Here is a 22892-nt window from a genome sequence, read left to right as displayed (position 1 = left end):
AGGCATGATCACGCGACCGACTGCTCCCCTTTTCGCCGCCCTCGCCGGCGCTGCCCTCTTTCTTGTGCCAACGCCACCCGCCTCGGCGCAGGTCATGTCGGACCTTGAAGATCAAACCTCCGGCGATGTGACAAGCGGCACCCTGGCTCCGGCCTTCCCGCAGGAGCTGATCCTGTTGCCGGAAGACGTGCAGAGCGCCGCCGCGGAGGGACTCGCCGCGGATGCGGCGGACGTGCCTGTTGGCGTCAGCGGCGCGGATGAAGCCTGGTATCGCGCCCAGGTCGCCTATGTCGGTGAGGACTGGGCCTCGGCTCGCAATTTCGCCGAAACGGCAGCTGTAGGCGGCATCGTCGATGCGGCCCTGCTGTCGGGCATCATGGCCCGCAATGGCGCCGGTGGTCCGGTCGACTTGTCAGCCGCGGCGCGCTGGTTCAACCGGGCCGCGGATCGTGACGACCCGGTCGCCCTCTACAATCTGGGTCAGCTGGCCCGCCTGGGCGATGCCTCGCTGGGCCTCGGGTCGGCCGAGCCCTGGTTCGAGCGGGCCGCCCGTGCCGGACATATCCCGGCCATGGTCGAACACGCGATCACGCTGCGCGCCTCGCCGGTCCCCCAGGATGCGATTACGGCACGGGAATGGGCCGGACGGGCAGCGCAACAAGGCTCGGCCGAAGGCATGTATCAGCTCGCCCAATTGCTCGATGCCGGACAGGGCGGCCCCCGCGACGCGGCCGGAGCAAGGGTCTGGTATGAGCGCGCCGCCAATGACCGCTTGGCCGAGGCCGCGTTTCAGGCGGGCATGATGTGGGCCGATGGCGAGGGCGGCGAGCAGGACGACGAAACCGCGCGCGAATGGCTGCGGATCGCCGCCGAGAGTGGCTATGCGCCGGCCCAGGGTCAGTACGGTCTGATGATGTATCAGGGCCGCGGCGGCGCCACGGACGTGGAAATGGCCGCCTACTGGTTCTCCCGTGGCGCCCGTGGCGGCGATGCCGAGAGCCAGTTCCTCTACGCCTTCATGCTGGCGCGCGGCGAGGGTGTGCCGCAGGATCTTGAAATGGCCTATCGTTGGACCCTTCTGGCCTCGATCGACCACTTGGGCGCGCCGGTCCATGACCGCGACCGGGAGCGTCTCGAAGCGGGCCTGGAAGGCGCCCTGGCGCCGGATGTCAGGCAACGGATCCGGGCCGAGTTCGAGGCGCTGCGCTGAGCCGGAAAGGCCGCGCCGCTTGCCGTTCGCCATGCCCGCTGATAGGAGAGCGCCACTTTGCCGCGCGCGCGCGGCGGCGCGACAGGTCATCCGCTTGAGTGCGGCAACAGGTGAAGCATGAAAATCAACGGTAACGAAATCCGCCCCGGCAATGTGCTGATGCACCAGGACACGCTGTGGGTCGCGGTCAAGACGGACCACGTCAAGCCGGGCAAGGGCGGCGCCTTCGCCCAGGTCGAGCTGAAAAACCTCATCGACGGTCGCAAGCTGAACGAGCGCTTCCGCGCCGCTGACAAGGTCGAGAAGGTCCGCCTGGAGCAGAAGGACCATACCTTCCTGTTCGCCAGCGATGACATGCTGACCTTCATGGACGCCGAAAGCTATGAGCAGATCGAGCTCCAGGCGGATTTCGTCGGCGAAGAGCGTGCCGCCTACCTCACCGATGGCATGAATGTCGTGGTTGAATTCCACGAGGAGCGTCCGATCGGCATTTCCCTGCCGCAGCACGTGACCCTGGAAGTGGCCGATACCGAGCCGGTGGTGAAGGGGCAGACCGCTGCCAATTCCTACAAGCCGGCCATCCTGTCCAATGGCGTCCGCTCATCAGTACCGCCCTTTGTCGGCGTCGGCGAAAAGGTCATCGTCGCCACCGAAGACGGCTCCTACGTGAAGCGGGCGGACTGACACCATGGGTACGCTCTCTCCGCTCCTCACCGTCATGACCGATGTCGCCGCGCGCGCCGGCCGCTCGCTCAATCGCGATTTCCGCGACATCGAGCATCTGCAGGTTTCGCGCAAAGGGCCGGCCGACTTCGTGTCGGTGGCCGATCACAAGGCCGAGGACATCATCTATGACCGTCTGAGCCAGGCCCGTCCGGGTTATGGCTTCCTGATGGAGGAACGTGGCATCGTCGAGGGCAGTGACCGTTCGCACCGATGGATCGTTGATCCGCTCGACGGCACGCTGAACTTCCTGCACGGCATGCCGCACTTTGCCGTTTCCATCGCGCTCGAGCGTGAGGGTGAGCTGGTCGCCGGTGTGGTCTACAACCCGGCCACCGACGAGATGTTCCACGCCGAAAAGGGCCGTGGTGCCTGGCTGGCCGACCGCCGCCTCCGCGTCGCCGAACGCAAGCATTTCGACGAAGCCGTGATTTCGACCGGCACGCCCTATATCGGCAAGCCGGGGCAAGCTCGCTTCCTCAAGGAACTCCACCAGATAATGCCACATTGCGCCGGAATCCGCCGCATGGGTTCCGCTGCGCTCGACCTCGCCTGGGTCGCCGCGGGCCGCTATGACGGCTTCTGGGAACGCAATCTGAAGTCCTGGGACATCGCTGCCGGCATCATCCTGGTCCGCGAAGCCGGCGGTTTCGTCGCCGAAGCTGATGGCGCCGAGAACCTGCTGGAAACCGGCAATATCGCCGCCGGCAACGAGCCGATGCTGGCCGAGGTTGTCGAGCGGCTGAAGAAGGCTGCGGCCTAGCGAATTCGGGGGCAGGCAGACATTACGCGTGGCGTTTGTCGATAGAGTCGGCTCTCGCCCCGACTCATTAATTCTGCCTGACCCCATCTCCAGTCATAAAATCGCGCGCGTTTCGGGGCATCTTTCCTGAGAGATGTGGCCTAGCCTGCAATCACGACGTGCCGCTTCGGTCGTCAGCAAGGCAGGGGGGCTCGCCATGGGCCGGGCTATCGGGTTTGTATTCGGCATTGCCGTCTACGCGTTTTTCTTCGCCGTCTTTCTTTATTCGATCGGGTTTGTCGGCAATCTACTGGTGCCGAAAACCATCGATTCCGGCGCGGCCGGGCCGCTCGCGATGGCCATCATCGTCAATCTGGCACTGTTGAGCCTGTTCGCGGTCCAGCACAGCGTCATGGCGCGCCCGGCCTTCAAGCGGGCCTGGACGCGTCTCATTCCGGCCTATCTCGAGCGCACGATCTACGTCTTGCTGTCGTCAGCCGTGCTGGCCGTGATCTATGCCTTCTGGCAGCCCATGCCGACGGTTGTCTGGTCGGTTCCGGACGGGCTGGCGACCTATATCCTCCTGGCCCTGTTCTGGGCCGGCTGGCTGATCGTGCTGGTCTCGACTTTCCTGATCAGCCATTTCGATCTGTTCGGTCTGAGCCAGATCTTCGCCAATCTGCGCCAGCGTCCCTTCAAGGGTGCGTCGTTCCGCAAGCATCTCTTCTATCGCCTGGTCCGTCATCCGATGATGACCGGCTTCATGATCGCCTTCTGGGCGGCTCCGGTGATGACGGTGGGGCATCTCCTGTTTGCGGTTGTGACAACGGCCTACATGATCATTGCCGTCTATCGCTTCGAGGAGAAGGACCTGATCGCCGAGATCGGCGATGAGTATCTGGAATACCGCAAGGAGGCTGGCGCTTTCCTCCCCAAGCTGCGTCGGCGGGAAGCCGCCAGCCAGCCCGGGGAGTAGGCGTTCCAGCGCGGATCACGCCGCCAGACGCTCGATCGCATCGCTCGCGGCAGCGAGCTTTTCCTCAGCGCCCTGGCCGAGCTGGTCAGCGGCGATGACCTCGACGTCGTGAATGCCGATAAATCCGAGCACATGCTTGAGATAGGGCGTGGCGAAGTCGATCTCGCTGCCGGACTGGGTACCGCCCGAGGCGAGCACGATTATGGCGCGCTTGCCTGTCAGCAGGCCGACCGGGCCGTTTTCGGTGTATTTGAAGGTCACGCCAGCGCGGGCGATCAGATCGATCCAGGCTTTCAGCGCCGCCGGGATCCCGAAATTATAGATCGGTGTGGCGATCACCAGCATATCGGCGGCCTGCAGTTCGGCGACCAGGGCGTCGGAGCGGGCCAGGGCGGCGCGCTGGTCGTCGCTGCGGGCGTCTGCCGGGGTAAAATTGGCCCCTATCCAGCTCTCGTCGATGAAGGCGGGCGCATTGTCGGCGAGGTCGCGACGGGTGTGCGTCGCATCCGGCTGGCTGGTGGTCAGGCGCTCGGTGAGGGCGTCGGCCAGTCGGCGGGTCACCGAACCGTCGCGGCGCATGCTGGCATCGACACGCAGGATATGGCGGGGGGCGGATTGGGTCATGACGGTCTCCATCATCGGGCTATGGGGCGCTCTGGCCCTGAATCTGATGGGGGGAAGATGGCTATGGCGGTCCGCGGGAGTAACCGGAGAAATGGCGGCTCATTGTTTCCGAATTGGATATAAATCGCTGTCCGGCCTGAACGCTTTCCCGTGCTCGGGCGTATATAGTTCGCAGCCACCCTTTGACCTCGCCTCCAAATTGTCCCAATCGGGAGGGTAGGAAAGACGGCGGCTTTAACGAGGGGTCAGCATGCCCGTTCTCAACTCCGGTCAGGACATGACACAGGCACCGAGCGTGAGTTTCACCGGTCCGTGGCGCTACATCATCTGGATGGCGCTGTTCACGGCTGTGGTGGCGGCCTTGGGGCTATTCCTGTTCGAACCACTGGAAGCCGCCTTCCTGGCCAATCCGGCGATCAATGGTCTCATTCTGGGCGTGCTGGTGATCGGCGTGCTTTACACCTATGCTCAGGCGCTGGGGATCGGCCCGGCAGCCCGCTGGCTGGTCCGCTTCCGCTCGGCCGAGGAACGCGCCTCCCTGCCCAAGCCGCCGGCCCTGATCGCGCCGATGGCCTCGATGATCTCCTCCGCCGATGGACGGGTCTCGCTGTCGGCCGGCTCGGTCCGCACCGTGCTCGACTCGGTCGGCGCGCGGATGTCGGAAGCCGGTGCCTTCACCCGCTATTTCGGCCGCCTTTTGATCTTCCTCGGCCTGCTCGGCACTTTCTGGGGACTGCTCGATGTGGTGGGCGCCGTGGGCGCAGCCGTCAGCGCCGTCACCGAAAGCTCGACTGGTGGCGAGGCAGATGTGATGCGGCTTATGTCGGCCATTGAAGAGCCGATCCAGGGCATGGGCACCGCCTTTGCTTCCTCGCTCTTTGGTCTGGCCGGGTCGCTGGTCATCGGTTTTCTCGACCTGCAGGCCAGCCGGGCGCAAAACCGTTTCTACAACGAGATCGAGGAATGGCTGTCCTCGATCTCGCGCCTTGCCGCCGCCGGTCCCACGACCGGCGATGATGGCGAGGTGTCGACCGCCTATGTCGGTGCCCTGCTGCAGCAGACGGCTGAGACACTGGATCGGCTCTCACACACGCTCGAACGCAATTCGCGGCAGATGGACACCACGCTGCAGCGCTTCGCCGAGGACAGTCGGGCGACCCAGGAAGAAGCCATGCGCGCGCTGCGTGACGAGATCCGGGTGCTGATCCGGGCCCTGCAATCGCGGGAGCGGGGAGGGGAATAGGCCATGGCCTCGCCGCGTTTCGCGCGTTTCCAGGAAGCCGATAATGGCGATCACTGGCCGGGCTTTGTCGACGCCCTGGCCACGTTGTTGCTGGTCATTGTCTTTCTGTTGTCGATCTTTGTGGCCGGCCAGTTCGCCCTGTCGCGTGCCCTCACCGGACGTGACGAGCAGCTCGCTGCGCTCAATGCCCAGCTCGCCCAGCTGGCCGACGAGCTGGCCCTGACCCAGGCGGAAAACTCCGAGCTCGAACTACGCGTCTCCGGACTGGAGACTGAACGCGATGCGCTGAGCGATGCATTGGTGATGGCCGGCACACAAACCGCTGCCCTGCAGGCCGAGCTCGATGCCGAGCGTGAACTGTCCGAGGAGAGCCAGCGCGCCCTGATGATGCTCAATCTGCAGATCCAGGCCCTGCGCGACCAGATCGCCACCTTGAACGCCGCCCTCGATGCTGCCGAACAGCGCGCCGAGGAGGCCGAGGCCCAGGTCATCAATCTCGGCGAACGCCTCAATGCGGCCCTGGCCGAGCGCGCCGCCGAGCTGGCCGTCTACCGCTCCGCCTTCTTTGGCCGCCTGCGCGCCATCCTCGGAAACCGCACCGGTGTACGCATTGTCGGCGATCGTTTCGTGTTCGAAACGGATGTGCTTTTCCCGTCTGGATCGGCTGCCCTGTCAAACGAGGGCCGTGAAAGCCTGCGCCCGATTGCAGATGCGATCATCCAGCTGACCGACGAAATCCCCTCCGACCTGGAATGGGTGATCCGCATTGACGGTCACACAGACCCGGTCCCGATCCGCACCACCTACCCTTCCAACTGGCACCTCTCGGCGGCCCGTGCCATCTCGGTGGTCAACTGGATGGAAGATCTCGGTGTCCCGTCGGATCGCCTGGTGGCCGCCGGCTTCGGCGAGCACTATCCGATGGTTGAGGGTCGCAGCGCGGAAGCGAATGCGCGGAACAGGCGGATCGAGCTGAAGCTGACGGCTCGGTAGGGGCTGGCTCGTGCTTGAGATCGACCTCGTCGCGCGTGAGAAGGCCCTGAAAAAGTATGTTATACCCGAGTGTCTGCATGTGCCGATCGCAGCGCGGGATGAGACCGCGATTTCAACGCATGTCGGACGGATCGTGACGCGATTGAGTGGCAGAACACCGTTCAAGGCATTCCTTGTCGCTCGGGAATGTGAGGTCCGGCCGGACAGGGATCTGCCTATTTGGGACAATCCGGCATCGGCGATACTGCACCAACCGCATCAGGTCTGGGTTCATGTCAGATACTCGGCGTACCGCGCTGCTTACAAACGCGCATTCCCCGAAGACAGGTTCGACGGTTTGGTACTGAGCCATGCGATGAATCGACGCCTCGCTATCATGCGCGGCTTCGAGTTCGTCCGGATCACGCCGGCATCCCGAGCGAGCAATTCCAGCAGCGCGCTGAGTGAAAACTGGGGCATTGGCGTCCAGGCGCGTCAATCATGTGATGTGGCGTTTCGGCAGAACGCGCAGCACATCGAATATGCGGACCTGACGGCCTTGTTGCTAATGATGGATTTCAAGATAGGGGGCGGGAACATGGGGGTGGTCAACGAGGCGCAACGCCTTATTTTGCCACGGTGATCGAGCCAGGCGCATACTCCTCCACACAGCCCTTGTCAGCCAGCGGGCCGTATCCGGTTCTTGAGGTCAAGGGCGCGCAGCGCCGCTTCGCGGTTTCACCCTTGAGCTCAAGAACCGGATACGGCTTTTTTCTCGGCAAGGGATGTATGGCCAAGAGTGCGCCGGCGCGCAGCTATTCAAAAGCCCGACCGCGCCGCTCCCTCAATACCCCTGAAACAGAAAATCCATTGCTGCCGTGATGGTGTCGCGATGTTCCTTGATATTGCCGATGGGTGCGCCCAGCCAATATAGCGGTTGCGCGCCGAGGTCGGTGGTTTCCAGCACATGTCGATGGCCATCGATATCGAGAACCGGGTTGAGGCGCGGCAGGGCTGGCATTTCTGTTGGCCCGGCCGCGCGGAGCGGAATGACCACGCGGCTGTCTATCTCGTCGAGCAGATCGGATTGCACGGAGACCACCAAGGGGATGCGCCAGGCCTTGATCCGGTAGAGGTCGAAGCGGGCCACTCAGTCCTCTTCCGGCTGGGCCCACCACGGTGGCGGCAGCAGCATGCCGTCCCGCGCGATCCGCTCGTTATGCGCCTTGATCCCCTCACGGTTCTCTTCCAGCCAGCGGCGTCCCTTCTCCTCGCGGATGGCGGCCTCGATGCCGGCCTCGGCAGCGCGGGAGGTGTTGAGGCCAAGGGCCTTGGCTTCGGCCATCACGTCTTCGCGGACGGTGAGGTTGGTGCGCTTGCGGCGTTCGGCTGATGGGTATTTGCGCTCGGTCATGTCGGTGCTCCGATGTGTGTTTAAACATACACACCCAGGCATTATCCCCAAGTCACGAATTGTGAGCCGGGCGCGCGACTCCAGAGCCCGCTTGCCTTGGCGGTGATCATCGGGTACTAGCCCCGCTCCTGAGTTTATAAGCTGCGTACGGGGCAACGTAATCCCGTGGCGCGGCGGACAAGAGAGAGCCGGACCGATGAAAAAGGACCTTCATCCCGATTATCACGTCATCAATGTCGTGATGACCAACGGGACCACCTTCCAGACCAAATCCACCTGGGGCAAGGAAGGCGACACGATCAATCTCGACATCGATCCGACGTCGCACCCGGCCTGGACCGGCGGCAACCAGCACCTGCTGGACCGTGGCGGCCGCGTTTCGCGCTTCAAGGACAAGTTCAAGGGCTTCGCGTAAGCTTATCGACGTCCTTCGCGACAAGAAAAAGGCCCGTTCCAATTGGAGCGGGCCTTTTTTCTGTTCGCTGTGACGCTTGGGCGTCGCTGCAATCGTCAGCGCTGGCCGAAGGCCCCGCGCAGCATGGCCATCTGGTCGGCGACCGGATTGGCTTCCGCTTCGATCACGCCATCGACATAGAGATTGTCATCAATCCGCTTGAGGCGGGCATAGAGCGAGCGTGAGCGGCGTACCAGGTCGCCCAGCACGGCCGGCGGGGTTTCGCCTTCCGGCCACAGGTTTTCGCCCGGACGATCGGCGGTGAGCCGGTATTTGCCATCCGTTGCCGCCTCGGCCGACATTTCGCCTTCGGCGACAGCCCGCTGGGCCAGCAGCCAGGAGGCAGCCTGCATCAGGCGCGTGGTCAGCTTCATGCTCTCGGTCGCATAGGAGAGCGCCCCGGCGCGATCCAGCGACTTGGAATCATCGCGCCCTGGCCCGTCCAGATAGCTGGCCGTCTCTTCCACCATGTCCATGCCTTCGCGGAACAGCTTCTGGAACATTTCCGAAGCGGCGAAGTCCTGGGCCCGGGCGGCAGGCGCGCCGCCGGCGGGGAAGAGGGTCGGTGTCTGACTATCGGTCATTGCGAGTCCATTTGTGCGTCGATCACGGATGATGGGCGAATCGTAGCAAGGCTTGGGCCACACAGTGCCCAAAGAGTTTGATCAAAACTTAAACACGGCGTCGGCTGCGTTCAAACCGGCCTTCTTTTTGTCAGTGATCTCGTCGATCCGTGCGATTTCGGCCTCCAGCACGGTGCGCCGTTCGGCCAGATCGTCCAGCGACAGGGCGCTCAGATCCTCGCCCGGAATGATGCCTTGTTTGGCGCGCTGGCTTGCGATGCTTTCCTCGTCGTGAAACATGGTCTGGCCTCCACATGAGCTTTGTGCAGGTAGATAATAGCGCGATGGAGGCCAAAGTCCCATGACCGAGACTGAGATGAAGCCCGAAGTGAACCGTATCGTAATCGCGCGCGAGCCCGGCGGGCCTGACGTGCTGGACGTGGTCGCGCGCCCCGTGCCGACGCCAACTGCCGGTGAAATCCTGATCCGCAACACCGCCTGCGGGGTCAACCGGCCCGACCAGGTCGAACGTCTGGGCTTCTATCCAGCCCCGCCCGGCGCGCCGGAGGGGCTGGGCCTGGAAGTCGCCGGCCATGTCGAGGCGCTGGGTGAGGGCGTGACCGGGTACAAGGTCGGTGAGGCTGTCTGTGCCCTGGTCGCCGGCGGCGGATATGCGGCGTATTCCGTGGCGCCTGCCGGGTCGGTGCTGCCTGTGCCGGACGGGCTGCCGGTGGAGGATGCGGCCGGTTTGCCGGAAACGGTCTTCACGGTCTGGACGAATGTGTTTGAGACTGGCGCCTTGTCGCGAGACGAAACACTTCTGGTCCATGGCGGCACAAGCGGCATCGGCTCGACCGCGATCCAGCTGGCCAAGGCGGCCGGGGCGCGGGTGATCGCGACAGCTGGTACCCCCGAGAAGGTCACGCAATGCCGTCAGCTTGGCGCCGATATCGCCATCAACTACCGCGACACCGATTTCGAGACGGTGGTGACCGAAGCGGGCGGGGCCGATGTCATTCTCGACATGGTCGGTGGCGGCTATGTCCAGAAGAATATCAATTGCGCCCGGGTCGGGGCGCGGATCGTCTCGATCGCCTTTCTGGCCGGCAGCCGGGTCGAGGTCGACCTGATGCGGGTCATGCTCAAGCGGATCACCCTGACCGGCTCGACCCTGCGGGCCCGCCCGGTCGAGGAGAAGGCCCGTCTGGCCGCCGCTGTTCGCGAGACGGTCTGGCCCTGGATCGCGGACGGGAAGATGCGGCCGCTCATCGACAGCCGCTTTGATCTTGACGATGTACGCTCCGCACACGAACGGCTCGATTCCGGCGAGCATGCTGGAAAAATACTTCTGCTTTGCTGAATTGTGCAGGCGGCCCGGCTTTGCAGCGGCCCCGGTCTGCGTTATAAATGCATCAAATCGCTGGATGGTGCAGACCTGCCTCCAGCGTCGGAAGCCCAAGCCCGGCCGCCGCGTCGGGCTTTTCTTGTTTTTGTGCCCTTAAAATTTTTCCCTTGGGAGCTGAGATCATGACCGAGATCCTGATGCCGAAAGCGACGGCCGTCTGGCTCGTCGACAACACCTCGCTGACCTTCGACCAGATCGCCGATTTCTGCGGCCTGCATCCGCTCGAAGTGAAGGGCATTGCTGATGGCGACGTTGCTGTCGGTGTCCGCGGCGCCGACCCGATCTCCAACGGTCAGCTGACGCGTGAAGAGATCGAGAAAGCCGAGAACAGCGACAAGTACCGGATGACGGTGGTGAAGCCGAAATACTCCGGCCTCCACCAGCCGGCCAAGCGTCGTGGCCCGCGCTATACGCCGCTGTCGCGCCGCCAGAACCGCCCGGACGCCATTGCCTGGCTGGTCCGCAATCACCCGGAACTGGCCGATGCCCAGATCTCCAAGCTGATCGGCACGACCAAGACGACGATCCAGGCCGTGCGCGAGCGCAGTCACTGGAACTCGTCCAACATCAAGCCGACCGACCCGGTTTCGCTGGGTCTGTGTACGCAGATCGATCTCGACGAGCAGGTCAAGAAGGCCTCGGCCCGTCGCCGCAAGCTCGAGGAAGAAAATCCCGAGCTGCTGACCGACACGCTGAAAGCCCAGGAAGACCTGCACCAGTCGGAAGAAAAGCCGGCCGAGGAGGCGGAGATCGACCTGGAAACCCTGTTCGGTGGTCCCAAGGCCGAATAGGCCGGGCTACTCCCGATAAAGACAAAAGGCCTGGAACCCGCCGGTTCCAGGCCTTTTTTGTCAGTTTGCCCGGACGGGGCTAACCGCCCTTGGGGACCGTGTAGTTCATCGCCATGCGGCCCCCGTCGGCGTAGATGGTGGTGCCGGTGATGTAGCTGGCGTCCCTTGAGGCCAGGAAGGACGCGACCGAGGCGATCTCATCGGGGTCTCCGATCCGCTGCAGCGGGGTGCGTGACATGATCTTGTCCATCGCTTCTGGATTGTCGTTTACCGCCTTGAGCACGTCGGTATTGATGCTGCCCGGTCCGATCGCGTTGACGCGGATGCCGTATTTGGCCAGCGACAGGGCCATCGACTTGGTCATCTGGTTGATCGCGCCCTTGGTGGCGCAGTAGGCCAGCTGATCGGGGATCGCCATGACGCCATTGACCGAGGACATGTTGATGATGGCGTATCGGCGGCGGACATCCTCGGCCCGTTCGCCATCTTCCTCGATCTGTTCAACCATCTGCCGGGCGGCCTCACGGGCGACCAGGAATGCGCCGCGCAGATTGACGCCCATCACCTTGTCGAAATCGGATTCAGACAGGCTGAGAATATCGCCGCCCGCGACGATGCCGGCATTGTTGACGAGCACGTCCAGGCGCTCGAAGGTCGAGCGGGTTTCGGACAGGAGATTGTTGACCGCAAGGCGGTCAGCGACATTGCAGGACACGAACAATGCCTTGCCCTTGTCGCCCCCAAGCTCCTCGGCCAGCGCCTGGCCGGCCGAAACGTCGACATCCGCGATCACGACATGGCAGCCGTCTTCGGACAGGCGACGGGCACAGGCCTTGCCGATGCCATTGGCACCACCGGTGATGATTGCGACACGGTCACCCATATTCAGTCCTCACAGCCAACGCCAATGGCGTTTTCCAAGTCCGCTGACCTTGCACAGGCAGAGCGCGCTGGCAATCCATCGCCACCTCCCCGACACGGGGCTGCCGGATCAGGGATTGTGCGTGCGCTCGTAATCCTGGGTGATTTCCGGGTCTTCCGGGGACAGGCGCCAGGCGCGTCGATACAGGGAGCGGGCCTCATCGGCGCGGCCGACGGCCTCCAGTGCGGCGGCGTGCGAGTGCACGATGGCGCCGACATCCGGCTCCGCCGCTACCGCCATCTCGCACAGGGGCAGGGCGGTTTCAGCACGATCATCCTGGATCAGGGTCCAGCACAACATGTTCAGGGCCGAACCGTCCTCCGGAGCCAGTTCGACAGCGCGGCGGGCGTCCTCGACGGCAGCACCGGTCATGCCGACATCCAGCAGGGCGCCGGCGCGATTGATCCAGGCGCCGATCCAGTCCGGTTCGAGGCGGACCACTGTATCAAAGGCGACCACGGCCTCGGCTTCGCGTCCCAGCCCTTGATAGACCACACCCAGATTGATCTGGGTCAGTGTGTCGTCGGGAGCCGCGGCGGCAGCCTGCAGCAGGTCCTCGAGCGCGCCATCCAGCTGGCCCAGTTCCGACCGCGCGATGCCGCGATTGCGGTACAGGGTCGGCTCGACGACGCGTCCACCATTGGTTTCAACGATGGCGAAGGCAAAATTGTAGGCGTCCAGGGCGGCCTGGAAGTCCTGTTCCGACAGGTGCGCCGCTCCCATGGCCGCGTAGATGCCGATCTCGGCATTCATGTCGAGTTCGGCCCGGTCGAGACAGGTCCGGAAAAAATCGATCGCCTCCGACGTATTGCCAAGTTCCAGCGCGGCCCGCCCGGCGGCGCATTCGGAGGGCTCGCTGGTCGCCGCGGCCTGGCCGAAGGCGGGTGCGGCGGGCAGGAGCAGGAGGCTGGCGGCAAGCAGGGCAGATAAACGCATCAGGTACTCCGGAAGGTCTCGTCTTCAATATGGGGTCTATTGAACGCAGGGCCTAGTGTAGCGCGCAAAAAGGGCGGCCCGAAAGCCGCCCCGATGATGATTGCGCTGTTGTAACCAGCTAACCCGTGAGTGTGACGTGCGCCGATAGTCGCAGATCCTCTATCTGTTCCTTGATTCGGAGTTTCTGCTTTTTGAGGCGCGCCAGTTCCAGGGAATCCGCCGACGGGTGCTTCTTGACCTCGTCGATTTGTGTATCCAGACGCGTATGTTTGGCGTCGAGCTCACGGATGCGGGCTTCGATGGGCATGGAGACGTCTCCCTCTTGTGAAGTGGAACACTCGATTGAAACAGGTTCCCGCATTATGTCTACTCACGAAACGTTTCGAGGATAAGATATGATGAAACCGGACCGGATGATTGTCGGTGTTTCGGGCGCTTCCGGGATCATCTACGGGATACGGGCGATGGAGGCGCTGAAGGCGCTTGGCATCGAGACCCATCTGGTCGCCTCGAAGGCGGCGGAGATGACGCTGGGATATGAAACCGACGTCTCGATCAGGGATTTCCGGGCCCGGGCCGACCATGTCTACAAAATGCCCGATGTCGGCGCCCCGATCGCGTCCGGCTCCTTTGCCACCCGCGGCATGCTGATCGCGCCGTGCTCGGTGAAGACGATGTCTGAAATCGCCACCGGTGTGACTTCCAGCCTCCTTACCCGGGCCGCGGATGTGGTGCTCAAGGAGCGCCGTCGGCTGGTGCTGATGGTGCGCGAGACACCGTTCCACCTGGGCCATCTGCGAACCATGGAAGCCCTGACCGAAATGGGCGCGGTCATCTGTCCGCCCCTGCCGGCCTTCTACGCCAAGCCGAAATCCATTGACGACCTGGTTGACCAGTCGGTCGGGCGGGCGCTCGACCTGTTCGGCCTGGACTGGGACGGCACCCGCCGCTGGGGCGAGGACCTGGAAGGCGGACGGCGCTGACGCCGGCTATTCCAGCGTGATGCGGGTGACATCACCGGCCACGACTTCAATCCGGGTTTCGCCATCATTGCCCCATCGGATGACATAGCTGCCGGCGGCCAGCGTCAGCAGCTCGCCGGAGCGACCTGTGGCAATGGCTTCACCGCTCTCCGGATCAACCACTTCATAAGGACCGGTGACAGCGCGGGTCAGCGCGTCGGCCAGTTCGGCGCCGTCAGCAGCGCCGAAATACTCGCCGCCGCCACTGGCGGCCCAGGCGCCGAATTCGGCTTCCAGCGTGTCGTCATCAATGGCGAAGCCGACGATGTTGACGCGAATGTCCCAGCCGCGATCGCGCAGGCCCTGGATCGCTGCCGCGGCGTCACCGTCGCAGGTTTCCTCGCCATCGGTCAGCACGATCAGCACGCGTTTACCGGTCACGTCGGCGAGGTCACTGGCGGTCAACTCGATTGAACGACCCAGCGGTGTGCGGGCGAGATTCATGGCGTTGATACCGGCGATCACACCGCTGGCAGCTGCCGGGTCGAGCGGCGCTAGGGGGAGTTCCAGATCGGTGCGGCAGCTGTCGGCTTCGCGATGGCCGAAGACCCGAAGGGCAAAGCCGGTCCCGGCGGGGATCGCCTCATTGACCAGACCGGTCAGCGTGTCGCGCGCGATGGCGATGCGGCGTTCCGGACCGACCCGTTGGAGCATTGATCCGGACGCATCGAGGATCACGCCGACTGCATCCTCGGGACCGAGCGCGGCGCGGCCATGTTCGACCAGCAATTGTCCCGGCTCCGCCGGTGGGGGCAGGATGGAGATCGCCCGCCGCGCCATCTCGCGACCGCCCCGGCTGAGATAGATGAGCGTGTAATCGCCCGGCTCGGCCGGCGCGCCAATCAGCACGTCCGGAGAATTGGGATCGATATAGCGAAAGCTGGCCAGCGCGCCGTCGGCATCGCGCATATCGACCCGGTCGCCCTGATTGCCGGCTCCAGTCCATGTGGCGGTGAACAGCACATAGGCCCGGGTCTGGTCAGGGGCTTCGAGATCGATATGGGCGGCGACCACATCGATGGGCGTGCGACCGATGACCCGGCCGCTGGAGACATAGACGATGTCATAGGCGCCCAGCGTCTCCGAGGCGGTCAGGATGGCGCTGTCATCGGCGCCGGCATTGCCGACATAGGTATAGCTGGCAGCGGGCAGGGGTTCGCCGTCGCGCTCGGCAAAGGTGATGCGGTCCTGGCTGTTTTCCGGTCCGATCCAGCTCACCCGGACCGCGCCGCCCTGGAAAACTTCCGCCGGGGCGGACAGGGTCGCCTCGATACCGCCGACCTCGATCGGGGTGCGCGCGAGGATGGTCGAACCACTTACATAGACAAGGTCGTAGCGTCCCGCGTCTGCCGGTGCGCGCATCGAGGCCGGCCCGCCGCGCAGATTGCCGACATAGGCATAGCTGGTGCCGCGTATCGGTTCGCCATCGCGTTCGGCGAAGGTCAGCCGGTCACTGCGGCTCACCGGCCCGGTCCAGTCGACACTGACCGCTTCACCGGCGCTGACCGCTGCGGGCGCCGAGATTGACGCATCGGGCAAGGTCACGCTCAGCGGCTGGCTGGCGCGGACCTCGCCGCCGGACACATAGACGAGCAAATACTCACCCGGTGGCTCCGGTGCCATGATCACTTGGGGATTGTTCTGGGTGTAGGCGTAGGAGAGCCGGCGCCCTTCCCCGTCGGCGGGGCGAATTTCGAGGATGTCTCCACGAGCTTCAGGGGCGATCCAGTCGACCTCGATATCCTGCCGGATATGCGCCTGTGAAGGTGCACTGATCTGCCAGTCCTGGGCGAATGCCGGGCTGATCGCCAGCAGGATGAGGGCGCTTAGCCCGATCAGAAAGCGCATGGCGGTCTCCTAGGGTTCAACCAGTGTGTAATGGTGATGGCTGCGAAAGGCGGTGCCGTCCCAATAAAGGCTGTAGGCGGACTTCTCGATCCGCTCGATCGTGAGGGCGTCACCGGCCCCGGCGGGTAGTCCCGGATCACCGACATATGCGGGCAAAGCGTCGCGCGGGCCGAGGCTCCAAGCCTCGACCTGGTTGAAGTAGCCGGGGACAAGATCGCTGCCGGGCGGGGCGTCGTCGATGCCGTGAATGGAAGTCCATGTTCCGGCGCGGCAGATCGCGATGCCGTGCTGGCCATCCGCCTCGCGCACGATCGGCACGGCGAAATCATGGGCGCCATCGGCGTCGAAATCACCATTCAGCAGGCGCGGCATCACCCAGGCCTCAGGACGATAGGCGAGATCCAGGCCGCAGGTGCGGATCAGCTCCAACTCGTCGTCGATATAGACCGGGCTGAGCGCGTCCAGTTCACGGGCACGCTCCTCGTCGGTCTTGGGGACAACCACACAGGCGTTGAACCGGAGGTAGACCATGCGGGCCCGCTCGCCGGGCTGGAGGTCGGCCAGTCCGAAATCGACAATGTCCAGCCAGCCCAGCCCGTTCTCGCGGAATGCGCCGCCGCGCGGATCATTGAGGGTGAACCGACGCTCGCGCTGGGGCGCGTTGACGTCGCCCTCATTGGGGCCGGTATTGGCTGAATTGCGGAAATGCCAGCCATACAGGAAGCGCGGATTGGTATCGCCATGGACGGGCAAGGTGGCAAGCGCGAGATTATAGCCGCTTTCATCCAGCACATTGATGTCCCAGCCATGCGGTGCGGGCGCGAGCTGGAAGGTCCAGCCAAAACCAAGGTCGCTGGCAAACTGGCGCGCTCCGGACACCTCGCCGCTGACCGGGACGGCATGATGCATCGGGCCCGACTGGCAGTTGTCGGCGTCGGCATTCGCCCCGGTCAGGGCGAGCATGCCGATGGCGAGCAGTATGAGGGCACGTTCGGCGATTGTCGCAATACTCATGGCCGCCTCCCGTCGCCGGGGGTGTCAGGTGCTGCTTCCGGCACGGCCGTCGTGCGGGGAGGAGGCAGCTCGTTGGTCCCGTCCTGGTCTGCCGGCTCGGTCGCCATCAGTTTGATGGCGACGAACGCTGCCAGTCCGGCAAGGCCCACAATCCCGGCCAGGGCGCAGATACCAAGCGCTTTCAACGGCAGCCTGATCGCCGCCAAAACCGAGATCGCGAGGCCGATCAGGGCGGCGAGCAGGCCATAGCCCATCGCCTCGGCCGGCGCGGCCAGCCCCTGCCCGGGCGGCACAAGAAATCGGCCGCCCAGATAGGTGCCAAGGGCGAAAGCGAGGAGCACGGCCGCGAGGATGACGGGCAGGCTCAGTCCGAAACGGGCCAAGGGTCGCGACATGGCGGCACCCTAGTTGAGCGCTGTTGCCGACAGCGTTGTGGTGTCGCCATTGGGAATGAGATTGACAGTGAAGGTGCGACTACCCTTCTCGAACCGCAACATATGGCCGGGGCCGCTGGGCGCGTTGGCGGCTTCGGTCCATCCCAATGCCACCATCTCGCGGGAATAGAAGTTCGCGACTTCGTCCGGCGTGCCGTCGGCCAGGGCAGCGAGAGAAAATCCCATGCCCGCAATCGCATTGGCCCCGTAGATGTTGAGGCCCGGATAATGCGCCACATCGTCGGGAAAGCCGTCCGGCAGGTCGAGATTGGCACCGGTCTGGGACTGGATGCCGCCCAGGTCCTGTTCCATCGCCACAATGGTTTCCCCGGATTCAGAACCGCCCGGGCTGTCGTTGCCGATGCCGTCTGTCCCGGCTTCGTTTGTACCGCCACCGCAGGCCGCCAGAGGTAGCATTGCGGTCATCAGGACAAGCGCGGATTTCAAGGATCGTGTCATGGCAGGGTCCCCCTTCGTGCCAGGTCGGCTGACGTGTCGGGCTCCACGCTACACCTCTGGAGGGAAATGGACAGTATTTTGATGAAACCGGTTTCGCGGCGCGCGTGATCACAGGGTGGGTGGAGGCGCGATCGAGGACCGCTATTCGCATGTGCAGCGTGATCGGCAATTTATTTGACCGACGAATGCCGGTACCCTATGCGCAGCGCCACGCAGATGTGCGCGCACAAACGGCTCGTGATGCCGAACCGGTTTCGTGCGGGGTGACAGTCCGCGGCATGACAATCCACGGGATGCCGGTTCGACGAGGGCTGCGACCGGATCAGGACCAGATCAGAAAGAGACGGCTGAGGAATGGACGGAGAATTCCTGGACCAGCAGACGCTGACCGAGAAGATCGAGGGTTTGCGTGAACAGCACATCGCCCTCAATCACGAGGTTGACGCGCTGACCGAAAACGGGGTGATCGACCAGCTCAAATACGCGCGTCTGAAAAAGGAAAAGCTGCGGATCAAGGATGCGATCTCGCACCTGGAAGACCAGCTGACACCCGACATCATCGCCTGACCGGCGACGGCTCGGCCCTGACTGCCGTCAGGCCTGTTTGCGCTCGGCGTCGGACTTCTGCGCTTGCTTGCAGGCATACATTGCCGCATCGGCGCTGGCCATGACCTCTTCGGCCTTGCTGCCGGCCTGCAGGGGCTGACAGCCCCAGGCCGTGCCGACGGTCAGTTTCCGTCCGGCATAATCGAACGGCGTTGTCGATATCCGGTCGGCCAATTCCTGGGCCTTTACTTGTGCGCCCTCGGCGCCGGTCAGCGTCAGCACCACCGCAAATTCATCGCCGCCGAGCCGGCCGACAGCGTCGGTTTCGCGAATGTGGGCGGTGAGGAGGTTGGAGACATGGTGCAGGGCGGCGTCACCGGCAGCGTGCCCGTACTGGTCGTTGATCGCCTTGAAGCCGTTGAGGTCGAAATAGACCAGGGCAGATGGCGCATTGTGGCGCTCGGCCAGGGCCAGGGCGCGGCTGACTTCGCGCAGGAAGGCGCGGCGGTTCAGGACCGGCAACATGACATCGTGATCGGCCAGGGATTCCAGTTCACGGACCCGTCCGCGCAGGCGTTCGGTTTCCTTGCGGAGCTGATCGACTTCACCCATCAGCGATAACAGGGCGCGCTGGACATTCGGGGTCAGTTCGGCTTCCGGCACGCCCATGATGGAGGCGGCATCCGACGGCGCGGCGGTCGCGCTCGTCTCGCTGCCACGGCGGGCTTTGTCGGTCTTGCCGGGGCGGGAAATGTTCCCGGTCGGGGAGGTCGGTCCGATGCGCATGGCACGTTCCAATTCGATTCTGTTCACGCTCAGGCTCGCCAAGTGTGGTTAAGAAACGGTCAAACAGGTCCCGATTTGCGCCCGATTGCCCCGGTTTTGCGGGATCATCTTGACCTTCACGCGGTCAGAGTTATGGTCGCGCGCTTCCTTATTCCCGCGCAGGAAGCGTCATGAGCGAAGTATCGCCCCAGTCCCCGAATTCTCCCGCAGCCCCGTCCGCAGCCATCGTCGACGTCGCCATCATCATGGGCTCGCGCTCGGACTGGCCGACGATGAAGAAGGCGGCCCATGTTCTGGATGATCTGGGGATCGCTTACGAGACACAGGTCGTATCCGCTCACCGGACGCCGGACCGTCTGGTCGAGTTTTCCAAGGCCGCGCGTGGTCGTGGCATCAAGGTGGTGATCGCCGGTGCCGGCGGTGCGGCGCACCTGCCGGGCATGGTTGCCTCGATGACCAGCCTGCCGGTGCTCGGTGTGCCGGTGAAATCCAAGACCCTGAACGGTCAGGACAGCCTGCTTTCCATCGTGCAGATGCCGGGCGGCGTGCCGGTCGGCACGCTGGCCATCGGCGATGCCGGTGCCAAGAATGCCGGACTTCTGGCCGCCTCCATCCTGTCGCTGATGGATGCCGGTGTCGCCGAACGTCTCGACGCCTGGCGCCAGGCCCAGACCGACAGCGTTCCGGTGACGGTCGAGGACTGACATCATGAGCGATGCGCCACTGGCCCTGGGCAGTGTGATCGGAATCCTCGGCGGCGGTCAGCTGGGCCGCATGCTGGCCACGGCCGGCGCGGCGCTGGGCTTTGACGTCCATATCTATGATCCCGAGCCCGATTGCCCGGCCAGCCGTGTCGCCGCGCGCAGCTATTGTGCGCCCTGGGATGATGCCGGTGCGGTGGCGAATTTCGCCAATCGCTGCGACGCGATCACCTATGAGTTCGAGAATGTCCCGGTCGAAACCGTGGCCATCGCTGCGGCGGCCGCCCCCCTGCGTCCGGGCGCCAGGTCTCTGGAGCTGACCCAGGACCGTTTCATCGAGAAGCATTTCATCAACCAGCAGGGCGTGAAGACGGTCCCCTTCGCCCAGGTTGACGATATCGACGGCCTCGAAGCGGCGATCGAGGATATCGGCCTGCCCGCCCTGCTGAAGACGCGGCGCTTTGGGTATGACGGCAAGGGCCAGGCCTGGATCCGCAGCGAGAGCGATGCCCGCATCGCCTGGGAGGCGATCGGCCAGCAGCCGGCCATCCTCGAGGGCGCGGCGGCGTTCCGGCGTGAACTCTCGGTCGTGGCCGCCCGCTCGGTGAGCGGCGAGGTTCTGGCCTATCCGCTGACCGAGAATGTCCATGGAGACGGCATCCTCAAGACCACCACCGCCCCGGCTCCACGGCTCGACAGCGCCACCCAGGACCGCGCCCTGCAGATTGCCCGCGCCCTGGGTGACGGGCTGGATCATGTCGGCGTATTTGCAGTCGAGCTGTTCGACCTTGGCGAGGGCGAGCTGATCGTCAATGAGATCGCCCCGCGCGTGCACAATACCGGTCACTGGACCATGGATGGCTGTGGCTGCGACCAGTTCGAACAGCACATGCGCGCCGTCGCCGGTTGGCCGCTGGGCGACCCGTCGGCCCACTCGGCCTGCGTGATGACCAATCTGATCGGCCATGACGCCGATGTCTGGGCTGATCTCGCGGCTGATCCGCAGGCGCGCCTTCATCTCTATGGCAAGCGCGAGACCCGCGCCGGTCGCAAGATGGGGCATGTAAACCGGCTCTCCCCGCTCTGAGCGCGCTTCCAATGGCCGACGGACCCCTTATGTTAAGGGCATGATCCGGACGCCCCCCGACCCGCGCGCCTTTATCCATGACCGCGGCCCGTTCGACCTGATTGGCGATGTTCATGGTTGTTTCGGCGAGCTGGTGAGCTTGCTCGAACAGCTGGGCTATGACCGGCGCGATGTGCATGACTGGCACCATCCCGAAGGCCGCCGGCCGGTCTTTCTCGGTGATCTCGTTGATCGCGGGCCCGACAGTCCCGGCGTGCTGCGGACCGTGCACGCGACCGTCACTGGCGGTCGCGGTTATTGCGTGGTCGGCAATCATGACGACAAATTCCGGCGCTGGCTGGCGGGCCGTGATGTGAAGATCACGCACGGGATCGAAGAGACCATCGAACAGATGTCTGCCGAGCCGGACGCGTTTCACCGTGAGATGGCGGGTTTCATCGAGTCATTACCGCATCATCTGATCCTCGATGGTGGTGCTCTGATAGTCGCCCATGCCGGTGTTCCCTCGGACATGCATGGCGAGGACAGTCGCCGCGTGCGCGCCTTTGCCATGTATGGCGAGGTGACGGGTGATCGTGACGAGCATGGCCTGCCGATCCGCCGTGACTGGGCGCGCAATTATGCCGGTGAGCCGACGGTCGTGCATGGCCATGTCGCCGAGCCGCAGGTGCGCGAGCGAAACAATGTGCTCTGCATCGATACCGGCTGTGTCTTTGGCGGCCACCTCACAGCCCTGCGCTGGCCCGAGCGGGACTATGTCCAGGTCCCGGCACACGACACCTGGTTCCACTCACCGCGCTGGTCGCAGGACGATCGCTAGACCCGCGGGCCCGGTCCGTGGCGCAGCTTGCCGAGCAGGCCGGCGAGGTCGGGCAGGTCGGCGGTGAGCTTGGCGATATTGGCCTTGGTCTTCTCGAAATCCATCACATTCTGGATGCGGCGGTCGAGGAAGGCCTGGGCCTCGGTCTTTTCCAGATCGGCCTCGTTCAGCCAGGTCGACAGGGTCGAGCCATAGACACCGGCCAGTATGGTGCGCTTGGAATAGAAGTTCACATCGGTCGAGGTGTCGCCGATGGCGCGCCAGATCGTGTCGGCGGTGGCCCACAGCAGCTGCGGGGCCTCGCTGGCGGCATCCGGTAGCATCAGGCGGGCGCGGGCGCGACGGGCGGCTTCTTCGTGCGGTCCGATGGCTTCCAGACGGGCCATGACCCCGAATCGGACCCGTTCGCGGATCTTCATCGCCCTGATATCGGCATCGCGGACGGCGGCCACCACGGCGAGGTCGAGCTGCCTTGACCAGCGCACGATCAGGTCGAGCGCACCGCGCGGGCAGGCCAGCAGGGCCTGACCCCGATCGATGCCGGCATCGGTGACGGCCTGGTCGAAACTGTCATTGGTCCAGCCATCAAAGGCCGCCAACGGTAGAATCGACTCTAAAAGCGCGTCGCGTGTGCTATCCTTCACGGAGCGGGGCAGGGTTTCGGCTTCCATCATGTCGAACTGTCTAGACCAGTGCAGTGACTTCGTCACCTCGCCCGTGTGTGCTGACAGTGTGGACACGTGGTCGCAGGCCTGCTAGTAGCCCCGCCTCTGGCGAACTAGTGGCGTGAGGAATGGCCCTCGCGTCCAACCTAATGGAGAGAGAGCCATCGTACAGATCGTTGTGCGCGACAATAACGTGGAGCAAGCGCTCCGCGCGCTGAAAAAGAAGATGCAGCGGGAAGGTACTTTCCGCGAAATGAAGCGTCGTAACCATTACGAGAAGCCCTCGGAGAAAAAGGCTCGCCAGAAGGCTGAAGCCATTCGCCGTGCGCGCAAGCTGGCCCGCAAGCGGGCGCAGCGCGAAGGGCTTATCGCCAAGCGTGGTGGTACCACCCGCCGCTAGGGTCGCCAGGCCTCATTGCGAGTAAAGTGAAACCGTCGTGTCCGCTCGGGCACGGCGGTTTCCTTTTGCCCGGGATTCAGATGGCCCCGGGATGTTGAACCATTCGGACCTTGCGCCCTTCTTCCCGGTTGGGCG

At 64.2% G+C, this 22892-nt stretch carries 30 protein-coding genes; 16 read left to right on the top strand and 14 right to left on the bottom strand.

Annotated features, from left to right (window positions below; genetic code table 11):
- The first annotated feature begins 4 nt into the window (after positions 1–4).
- From ACN0X9_RS03815 to mddA, 4 genes are all read left to right on the top strand, one after another.
- The gene (locus tag ACN0X9_RS03815; protein ID WP_417486308.1) at positions 5–1210 is read left to right on the top strand and encodes a tetratricopeptide repeat protein; all 1206 of its coding nucleotides are present in this window, start codon (positions 5–7) and stop codon (positions 1208–1210) included.
- Between the two features lie 117 nt (positions 1211–1327).
- Positions 1328–1894, top strand: a complete 567-nt coding sequence (efp, locus tag ACN0X9_RS03810) for an elongation factor P (protein WP_417486307.1) — start codon at positions 1328–1330, stop codon at positions 1892–1894.
- Between the two features lie 4 nt (positions 1895–1898).
- The gene (locus ACN0X9_RS03805) at positions 1899–2696 is read left to right on the top strand and encodes an inositol monophosphatase family protein (RefSeq protein ID WP_417486306.1); all 798 of its coding nucleotides are present in this window, start codon (positions 1899–1901) and stop codon (positions 2694–2696) included.
- 196 nt (positions 2697–2892) lie between these two features.
- Entirely contained in the window at positions 2893–3651 is a 759-nt protein-coding gene (mddA, locus tag ACN0X9_RS03800) for a methanethiol S-methyltransferase (RefSeq protein ID WP_417486305.1), read from the top strand.
- A gap of 15 nt (positions 3652–3666) precedes the next feature.
- Here mddA and ACN0X9_RS03795 read toward each other — a convergent pair whose 3' ends face one another.
- Positions 3667–4275 (bottom strand): FMN-dependent NADH-azoreductase, encoded by a 609-nt coding sequence (locus ACN0X9_RS03795; protein WP_417486304.1) that lies wholly within the window; start codon positions 4273–4275, stop codon positions 3667–3669.
- Between the two features lie 250 nt (positions 4276–4525).
- Between ACN0X9_RS03795 and ACN0X9_RS03790 the strand changes: the two genes are divergently transcribed.
- From ACN0X9_RS03790 to ACN0X9_RS03780, 3 genes are read left to right on the top strand one after another with little or no spacing between them, the layout of a single operon-like run.
- Positions 4526–5518: a hypothetical protein gene (locus ACN0X9_RS03790; RefSeq protein WP_417486303.1), complete on the top strand. Its 993-nt coding sequence runs from the start codon at positions 4526–4528 to the stop codon at positions 5516–5518.
- A gap of 3 nt (positions 5519–5521) precedes the next feature.
- Entirely contained in the window at positions 5522–6511 is a 990-nt protein-coding gene (locus ACN0X9_RS03785) for a peptidoglycan -binding protein (RefSeq protein WP_417486302.1), read from the top strand.
- A 10-nt stretch (positions 6512–6521) separates the two neighbouring features.
- Positions 6522–7133 (top strand): hypothetical protein, encoded by a 612-nt coding sequence (locus ACN0X9_RS03780; protein ID WP_417486301.1) that lies wholly within the window; start codon positions 6522–6524, stop codon positions 7131–7133.
- A gap of 201 nt (positions 7134–7334) precedes the next feature.
- Here the strand turns inward: ACN0X9_RS03780 and ACN0X9_RS03775 are convergent, their stop codons facing one another.
- Both ACN0X9_RS03775 and ACN0X9_RS03770 read right to left on the bottom strand, forming a co-directional pair.
- Entirely contained in the window at positions 7335–7640 is a 306-nt protein-coding gene (locus tag ACN0X9_RS03775; RefSeq protein WP_417486300.1) for a CcdB family protein, read from the bottom strand.
- Positions 7641–7904 carry a type II toxin-antitoxin system CcdA family antitoxin gene (locus ACN0X9_RS03770; protein WP_417486299.1) on the bottom strand — a complete coding sequence of 88 codons (264 nt, stop codon included), beginning with the start codon at positions 7902–7904 and terminating at the stop codon, positions 7641–7643.
- A 196-nt stretch (positions 7905–8100) separates the two neighbouring features.
- Here ACN0X9_RS03770 and rpmE point away from each other — a divergent pair, with 196 nt between their 5' ends.
- A complete protein-coding gene (rpmE, locus tag ACN0X9_RS03765) occupies positions 8101–8319 on the top strand; it encodes a 50S ribosomal protein L31 (protein ID WP_011644511.1) in 219 nt (72 codons plus the stop codon).
- A 95-nt stretch (positions 8320–8414) separates the two neighbouring features.
- Here rpmE and ACN0X9_RS03760 read toward each other — a convergent pair whose 3' ends face one another.
- Together ACN0X9_RS03760 and ACN0X9_RS03755 are read right to left on the bottom strand one after the other, a co-directional pair.
- Entirely contained in the window at positions 8415–8942 is a 528-nt protein-coding gene (locus ACN0X9_RS03760; protein WP_417486298.1) for a DUF1465 family protein, read from the bottom strand.
- A gap of 81 nt (positions 8943–9023) precedes the next feature.
- Positions 9024–9221, bottom strand: coding sequence for a DUF1192 domain-containing protein (locus ACN0X9_RS03755; protein WP_011644506.1), 198 nt, complete (start codon positions 9219–9221; stop codon positions 9024–9026).
- Positions 9222–9282: 61 nt separating this feature from the next.
- Here ACN0X9_RS03755 and ACN0X9_RS03750 point away from each other — a divergent pair, with 61 nt between their 5' ends.
- Both ACN0X9_RS03750 and ACN0X9_RS03745 read left to right on the top strand, forming a co-directional pair.
- Entirely contained in the window at positions 9283–10281 is a 999-nt protein-coding gene (locus tag ACN0X9_RS03750) for an NAD(P)H-quinone oxidoreductase (RefSeq protein WP_417486297.1), read from the top strand.
- A 167-nt stretch (positions 10282–10448) separates the two neighbouring features.
- Positions 10449–11117, top strand: a complete 669-nt coding sequence (locus ACN0X9_RS03745; RefSeq protein ID WP_417486296.1) for a DUF1013 domain-containing protein — start codon at positions 10449–10451, stop codon at positions 11115–11117.
- Positions 11118–11196: 79 nt separating this feature from the next.
- Here the strand turns inward: ACN0X9_RS03745 and ACN0X9_RS03740 are convergent, their stop codons facing one another.
- The 3 genes from ACN0X9_RS03740 to ACN0X9_RS03730 all read right to left on the bottom strand — a co-directional run bounded on the left by ACN0X9_RS03740 (position 11197) and on the right by ACN0X9_RS03730 (position 13282).
- Complete coding sequence (locus tag ACN0X9_RS03740) at positions 11197–12000, bottom strand: SDR family NAD(P)-dependent oxidoreductase (protein ID WP_417486295.1); 804 nt, start codon at positions 11998–12000, stop codon at positions 11197–11199.
- Positions 12001–12108: 108 nt separating this feature from the next.
- Entirely contained in the window at positions 12109–12975 is an 867-nt protein-coding gene (locus ACN0X9_RS03735; RefSeq protein WP_417486294.1) for a tetratricopeptide repeat protein, read from the bottom strand.
- Positions 12976–13093: 118 nt separating this feature from the next.
- Positions 13094–13282 (bottom strand): YdcH family protein, encoded by a 189-nt coding sequence (locus ACN0X9_RS03730; RefSeq protein WP_011644501.1) that lies wholly within the window; start codon positions 13280–13282, stop codon positions 13094–13096.
- A gap of 88 nt (positions 13283–13370) precedes the next feature.
- Here ACN0X9_RS03730 and ACN0X9_RS03725 point away from each other — a divergent pair, with 88 nt between their 5' ends.
- On the top strand, positions 13371–13958 hold the full coding sequence (locus tag ACN0X9_RS03725; RefSeq protein WP_417486293.1) for a UbiX family flavin prenyltransferase: 588 nt from the start codon (positions 13371–13373) through the stop codon (positions 13956–13958).
- Positions 13959–13964: 6 nt separating this feature from the next.
- On the opposite strand, the gene ACN0X9_RS03720 is transcribed toward ACN0X9_RS03725, so the two are convergent.
- From ACN0X9_RS03720 to ACN0X9_RS03705, 4 genes are read right to left on the bottom strand one after another with little or no spacing between them, the layout of a single operon-like run.
- Positions 13965–15845: a vWA domain-containing protein gene (locus ACN0X9_RS03720; RefSeq protein ID WP_417486292.1), complete on the bottom strand. Its 1881-nt coding sequence runs from the start codon at positions 15843–15845 to the stop codon at positions 13965–13967.
- A 9-nt stretch (positions 15846–15854) separates the two neighbouring features.
- Entirely contained in the window at positions 15855–16859 is a 1005-nt protein-coding gene (locus ACN0X9_RS03715; protein ID WP_417486291.1) for a hypothetical protein, read from the bottom strand.
- The gene (locus tag ACN0X9_RS03710) at positions 16856–17254 is read right to left on the bottom strand and encodes a hypothetical protein (protein WP_417486290.1); all 399 of its coding nucleotides are present in this window, start codon (positions 17252–17254) and stop codon (positions 16856–16858) included. The genes ACN0X9_RS03715 and ACN0X9_RS03710 overlap by 4 nt, the downstream gene beginning before the upstream one ends.
- A gap of 9 nt (positions 17255–17263) precedes the next feature.
- On the bottom strand, positions 17264–17752 hold the full coding sequence (locus tag ACN0X9_RS03705; RefSeq protein ID WP_417486289.1) for a hypothetical protein: 489 nt from the start codon (positions 17750–17752) through the stop codon (positions 17264–17266).
- 354 nt (positions 17753–18106) lie between these two features.
- On the opposite strand from ACN0X9_RS03705, the gene ACN0X9_RS03700 reads away from it, so the two are divergent.
- The gene (locus tag ACN0X9_RS03700) at positions 18107–18319 is read left to right on the top strand and encodes a YdcH family protein (RefSeq protein WP_417486288.1); all 213 of its coding nucleotides are present in this window, start codon (positions 18107–18109) and stop codon (positions 18317–18319) included.
- Positions 18320–18346: 27 nt separating this feature from the next.
- Here ACN0X9_RS03700 and ACN0X9_RS03695 read toward each other — a convergent pair whose 3' ends face one another.
- A complete protein-coding gene (locus ACN0X9_RS03695) occupies positions 18347–19111 on the bottom strand; it encodes a GGDEF domain-containing protein (RefSeq protein ID WP_417486287.1) in 765 nt (254 codons plus the stop codon).
- Positions 19112–19254: 143 nt separating this feature from the next.
- Between ACN0X9_RS03695 and purE the strand changes: the two genes are divergently transcribed.
- From purE to ACN0X9_RS03680, 3 genes are read left to right on the top strand one after another with little or no spacing between them, the layout of a single operon-like run.
- Complete coding sequence (purE, locus tag ACN0X9_RS03690) at positions 19255–19788, top strand: 5-(carboxyamino)imidazole ribonucleotide mutase (RefSeq protein WP_417486286.1); 534 nt, start codon at positions 19255–19257, stop codon at positions 19786–19788.
- A 4-nt stretch (positions 19789–19792) separates the two neighbouring features.
- Complete coding sequence (locus ACN0X9_RS03685; RefSeq protein WP_417486285.1) at positions 19793–20872, top strand: 5-(carboxyamino)imidazole ribonucleotide synthase; 1080 nt, start codon at positions 19793–19795, stop codon at positions 20870–20872.
- A 40-nt stretch (positions 20873–20912) separates the two neighbouring features.
- Positions 20913–21692, top strand: coding sequence for a metallophosphoesterase (locus ACN0X9_RS03680; protein WP_417486284.1), 780 nt, complete (start codon positions 20913–20915; stop codon positions 21690–21692).
- Here ACN0X9_RS03680 and ACN0X9_RS03675 read toward each other — a convergent pair.
- Positions 21689–22402 carry a COQ9 family protein gene (locus tag ACN0X9_RS03675; RefSeq protein ID WP_417486283.1) on the bottom strand — a complete coding sequence of 238 codons (714 nt, stop codon included), beginning with the start codon at positions 22400–22402 and terminating at the stop codon, positions 21689–21691. The genes ACN0X9_RS03680 and ACN0X9_RS03675 overlap by 4 nt on opposite strands.
- Positions 22403–22478: 76 nt before the next feature.
- Here ACN0X9_RS03675 and rpsU point away from each other — a divergent pair, with 76 nt between their 5' ends.
- A complete protein-coding gene (rpsU, locus tag ACN0X9_RS03670) occupies positions 22479–22757 on the top strand; it encodes a 30S ribosomal protein S21 (protein ID WP_011644492.1) in 279 nt (92 codons plus the stop codon).
- Positions 22758–22892 lie beyond the last annotated feature (135 nt).

Source organism: Maricaulis sp., assembly GCF_048268525.1.
Lineage (GTDB): Bacteria > Pseudomonadota > Alphaproteobacteria > Caulobacterales > Maricaulaceae > Maricaulis.
Note: the sequence above shows the minus strand (reverse complement) of the source record. Positions and strands in the feature narration are given on the sequence as shown.

Excerpts from the sequence above, each read along its gene's own strand:
- ACN0X9_RS03680 (WP_417486284.1), top strand. The coding sequence starts at position 20,913 with ATGATCCGGACGCCCCCCGACCCGCGCGCCTTTATCCATGACCGCGGC.
- ACN0X9_RS03715 (WP_417486291.1), bottom strand. The coding sequence starts at position 16,859 with ATGAGTATTGCGACAATCGCCGAACGTGCCCTCATACTGCTCGCCATC.
- efp (WP_417486307.1), top strand. The coding sequence starts at position 1,328 with ATGAAAATCAACGGTAACGAAATCCGCCCCGGCAATGTGCTGATGCAC.
- ACN0X9_RS03795 (WP_417486304.1), bottom strand. The coding sequence starts at position 4,275 with ATGACCCAATCCGCCCCCCGCCATATCCTGCGTGTCGATGCCAGCATG.
- ACN0X9_RS03745 (WP_417486296.1), top strand. The coding sequence starts at position 10,449 with ATGACCGAGATCCTGATGCCGAAAGCGACGGCCGTCTGGCTCGTCGAC.
- ACN0X9_RS03755 (WP_011644506.1), bottom strand. The coding sequence starts at position 9,221 with ATGTTTCACGACGAGGAAAGCATCGCAAGCCAGCGCGCCAAACAAGGC.
- ACN0X9_RS03735 (WP_417486294.1), bottom strand. The coding sequence starts at position 12,975 with ATGCGTTTATCTGCCCTGCTTGCCGCCAGCCTCCTGCTCCTGCCCGCC.
- ACN0X9_RS03805 (WP_417486306.1), top strand. The coding sequence starts at position 1,899 with ATGGGTACGCTCTCTCCGCTCCTCACCGTCATGACCGATGTCGCCGCG.
- mddA (WP_417486305.1), top strand. The coding sequence starts at position 2,893 with ATGGGCCGGGCTATCGGGTTTGTATTCGGCATTGCCGTCTACGCGTTT.
- ACN0X9_RS03750 (WP_417486297.1), top strand. The coding sequence starts at position 9,283 with ATGACCGAGACTGAGATGAAGCCCGAAGTGAACCGTATCGTAATCGCG.
- rpmE (WP_011644511.1), top strand. The coding sequence starts at position 8,101 with ATGAAAAAGGACCTTCATCCCGATTATCACGTCATCAATGTCGTGATG.
- ACN0X9_RS03760 (WP_417486298.1), bottom strand. The coding sequence starts at position 8,942 with ATGACCGATAGTCAGACACCGACCCTCTTCCCCGCCGGCGGCGCGCCT.
- ACN0X9_RS03740 (WP_417486295.1), bottom strand. The coding sequence starts at position 12,000 with ATGGGTGACCGTGTCGCAATCATCACCGGTGGTGCCAATGGCATCGGC.
- ACN0X9_RS03725 (WP_417486293.1), top strand. The coding sequence starts at position 13,371 with ATGATGAAACCGGACCGGATGATTGTCGGTGTTTCGGGCGCTTCCGGG.
- ACN0X9_RS03710 (WP_417486290.1), bottom strand. The coding sequence starts at position 17,254 with ATGTCGCGACCCTTGGCCCGTTTCGGACTGAGCCTGCCCGTCATCCTC.
- ACN0X9_RS03790 (WP_417486303.1), top strand. The coding sequence starts at position 4,526 with ATGCCCGTTCTCAACTCCGGTCAGGACATGACACAGGCACCGAGCGTG.
- ACN0X9_RS03730 (WP_011644501.1), bottom strand. The coding sequence starts at position 13,282 with ATGCCCATCGAAGCCCGCATCCGTGAGCTCGACGCCAAACATACGCGT.
- ACN0X9_RS03700 (WP_417486288.1), top strand. The coding sequence starts at position 18,107 with ATGGACGGAGAATTCCTGGACCAGCAGACGCTGACCGAGAAGATCGAG.
- ACN0X9_RS03685 (WP_417486285.1), top strand. The coding sequence starts at position 19,793 with ATGAGCGATGCGCCACTGGCCCTGGGCAGTGTGATCGGAATCCTCGGC.
- ACN0X9_RS03770 (WP_417486299.1), bottom strand. The coding sequence starts at position 7,904 with ATGACCGAGCGCAAATACCCATCAGCCGAACGCCGCAAGCGCACCAAC.
- ACN0X9_RS03815 (WP_417486308.1), top strand. The coding sequence starts at position 5 with ATGATCACGCGACCGACTGCTCCCCTTTTCGCCGCCCTCGCCGGCGCT.
- ACN0X9_RS03705 (WP_417486289.1), bottom strand. The coding sequence starts at position 17,752 with ATGACACGATCCTTGAAATCCGCGCTTGTCCTGATGACCGCAATGCTA.
- ACN0X9_RS03785 (WP_417486302.1), top strand. The coding sequence starts at position 5,522 with ATGGCCTCGCCGCGTTTCGCGCGTTTCCAGGAAGCCGATAATGGCGAT.
- purE (WP_417486286.1), top strand. The coding sequence starts at position 19,255 with ATGAGCGAAGTATCGCCCCAGTCCCCGAATTCTCCCGCAGCCCCGTCC.
- ACN0X9_RS03720 (WP_417486292.1), bottom strand. The coding sequence starts at position 15,845 with ATGCGCTTTCTGATCGGGCTAAGCGCCCTCATCCTGCTGGCGATCAGC.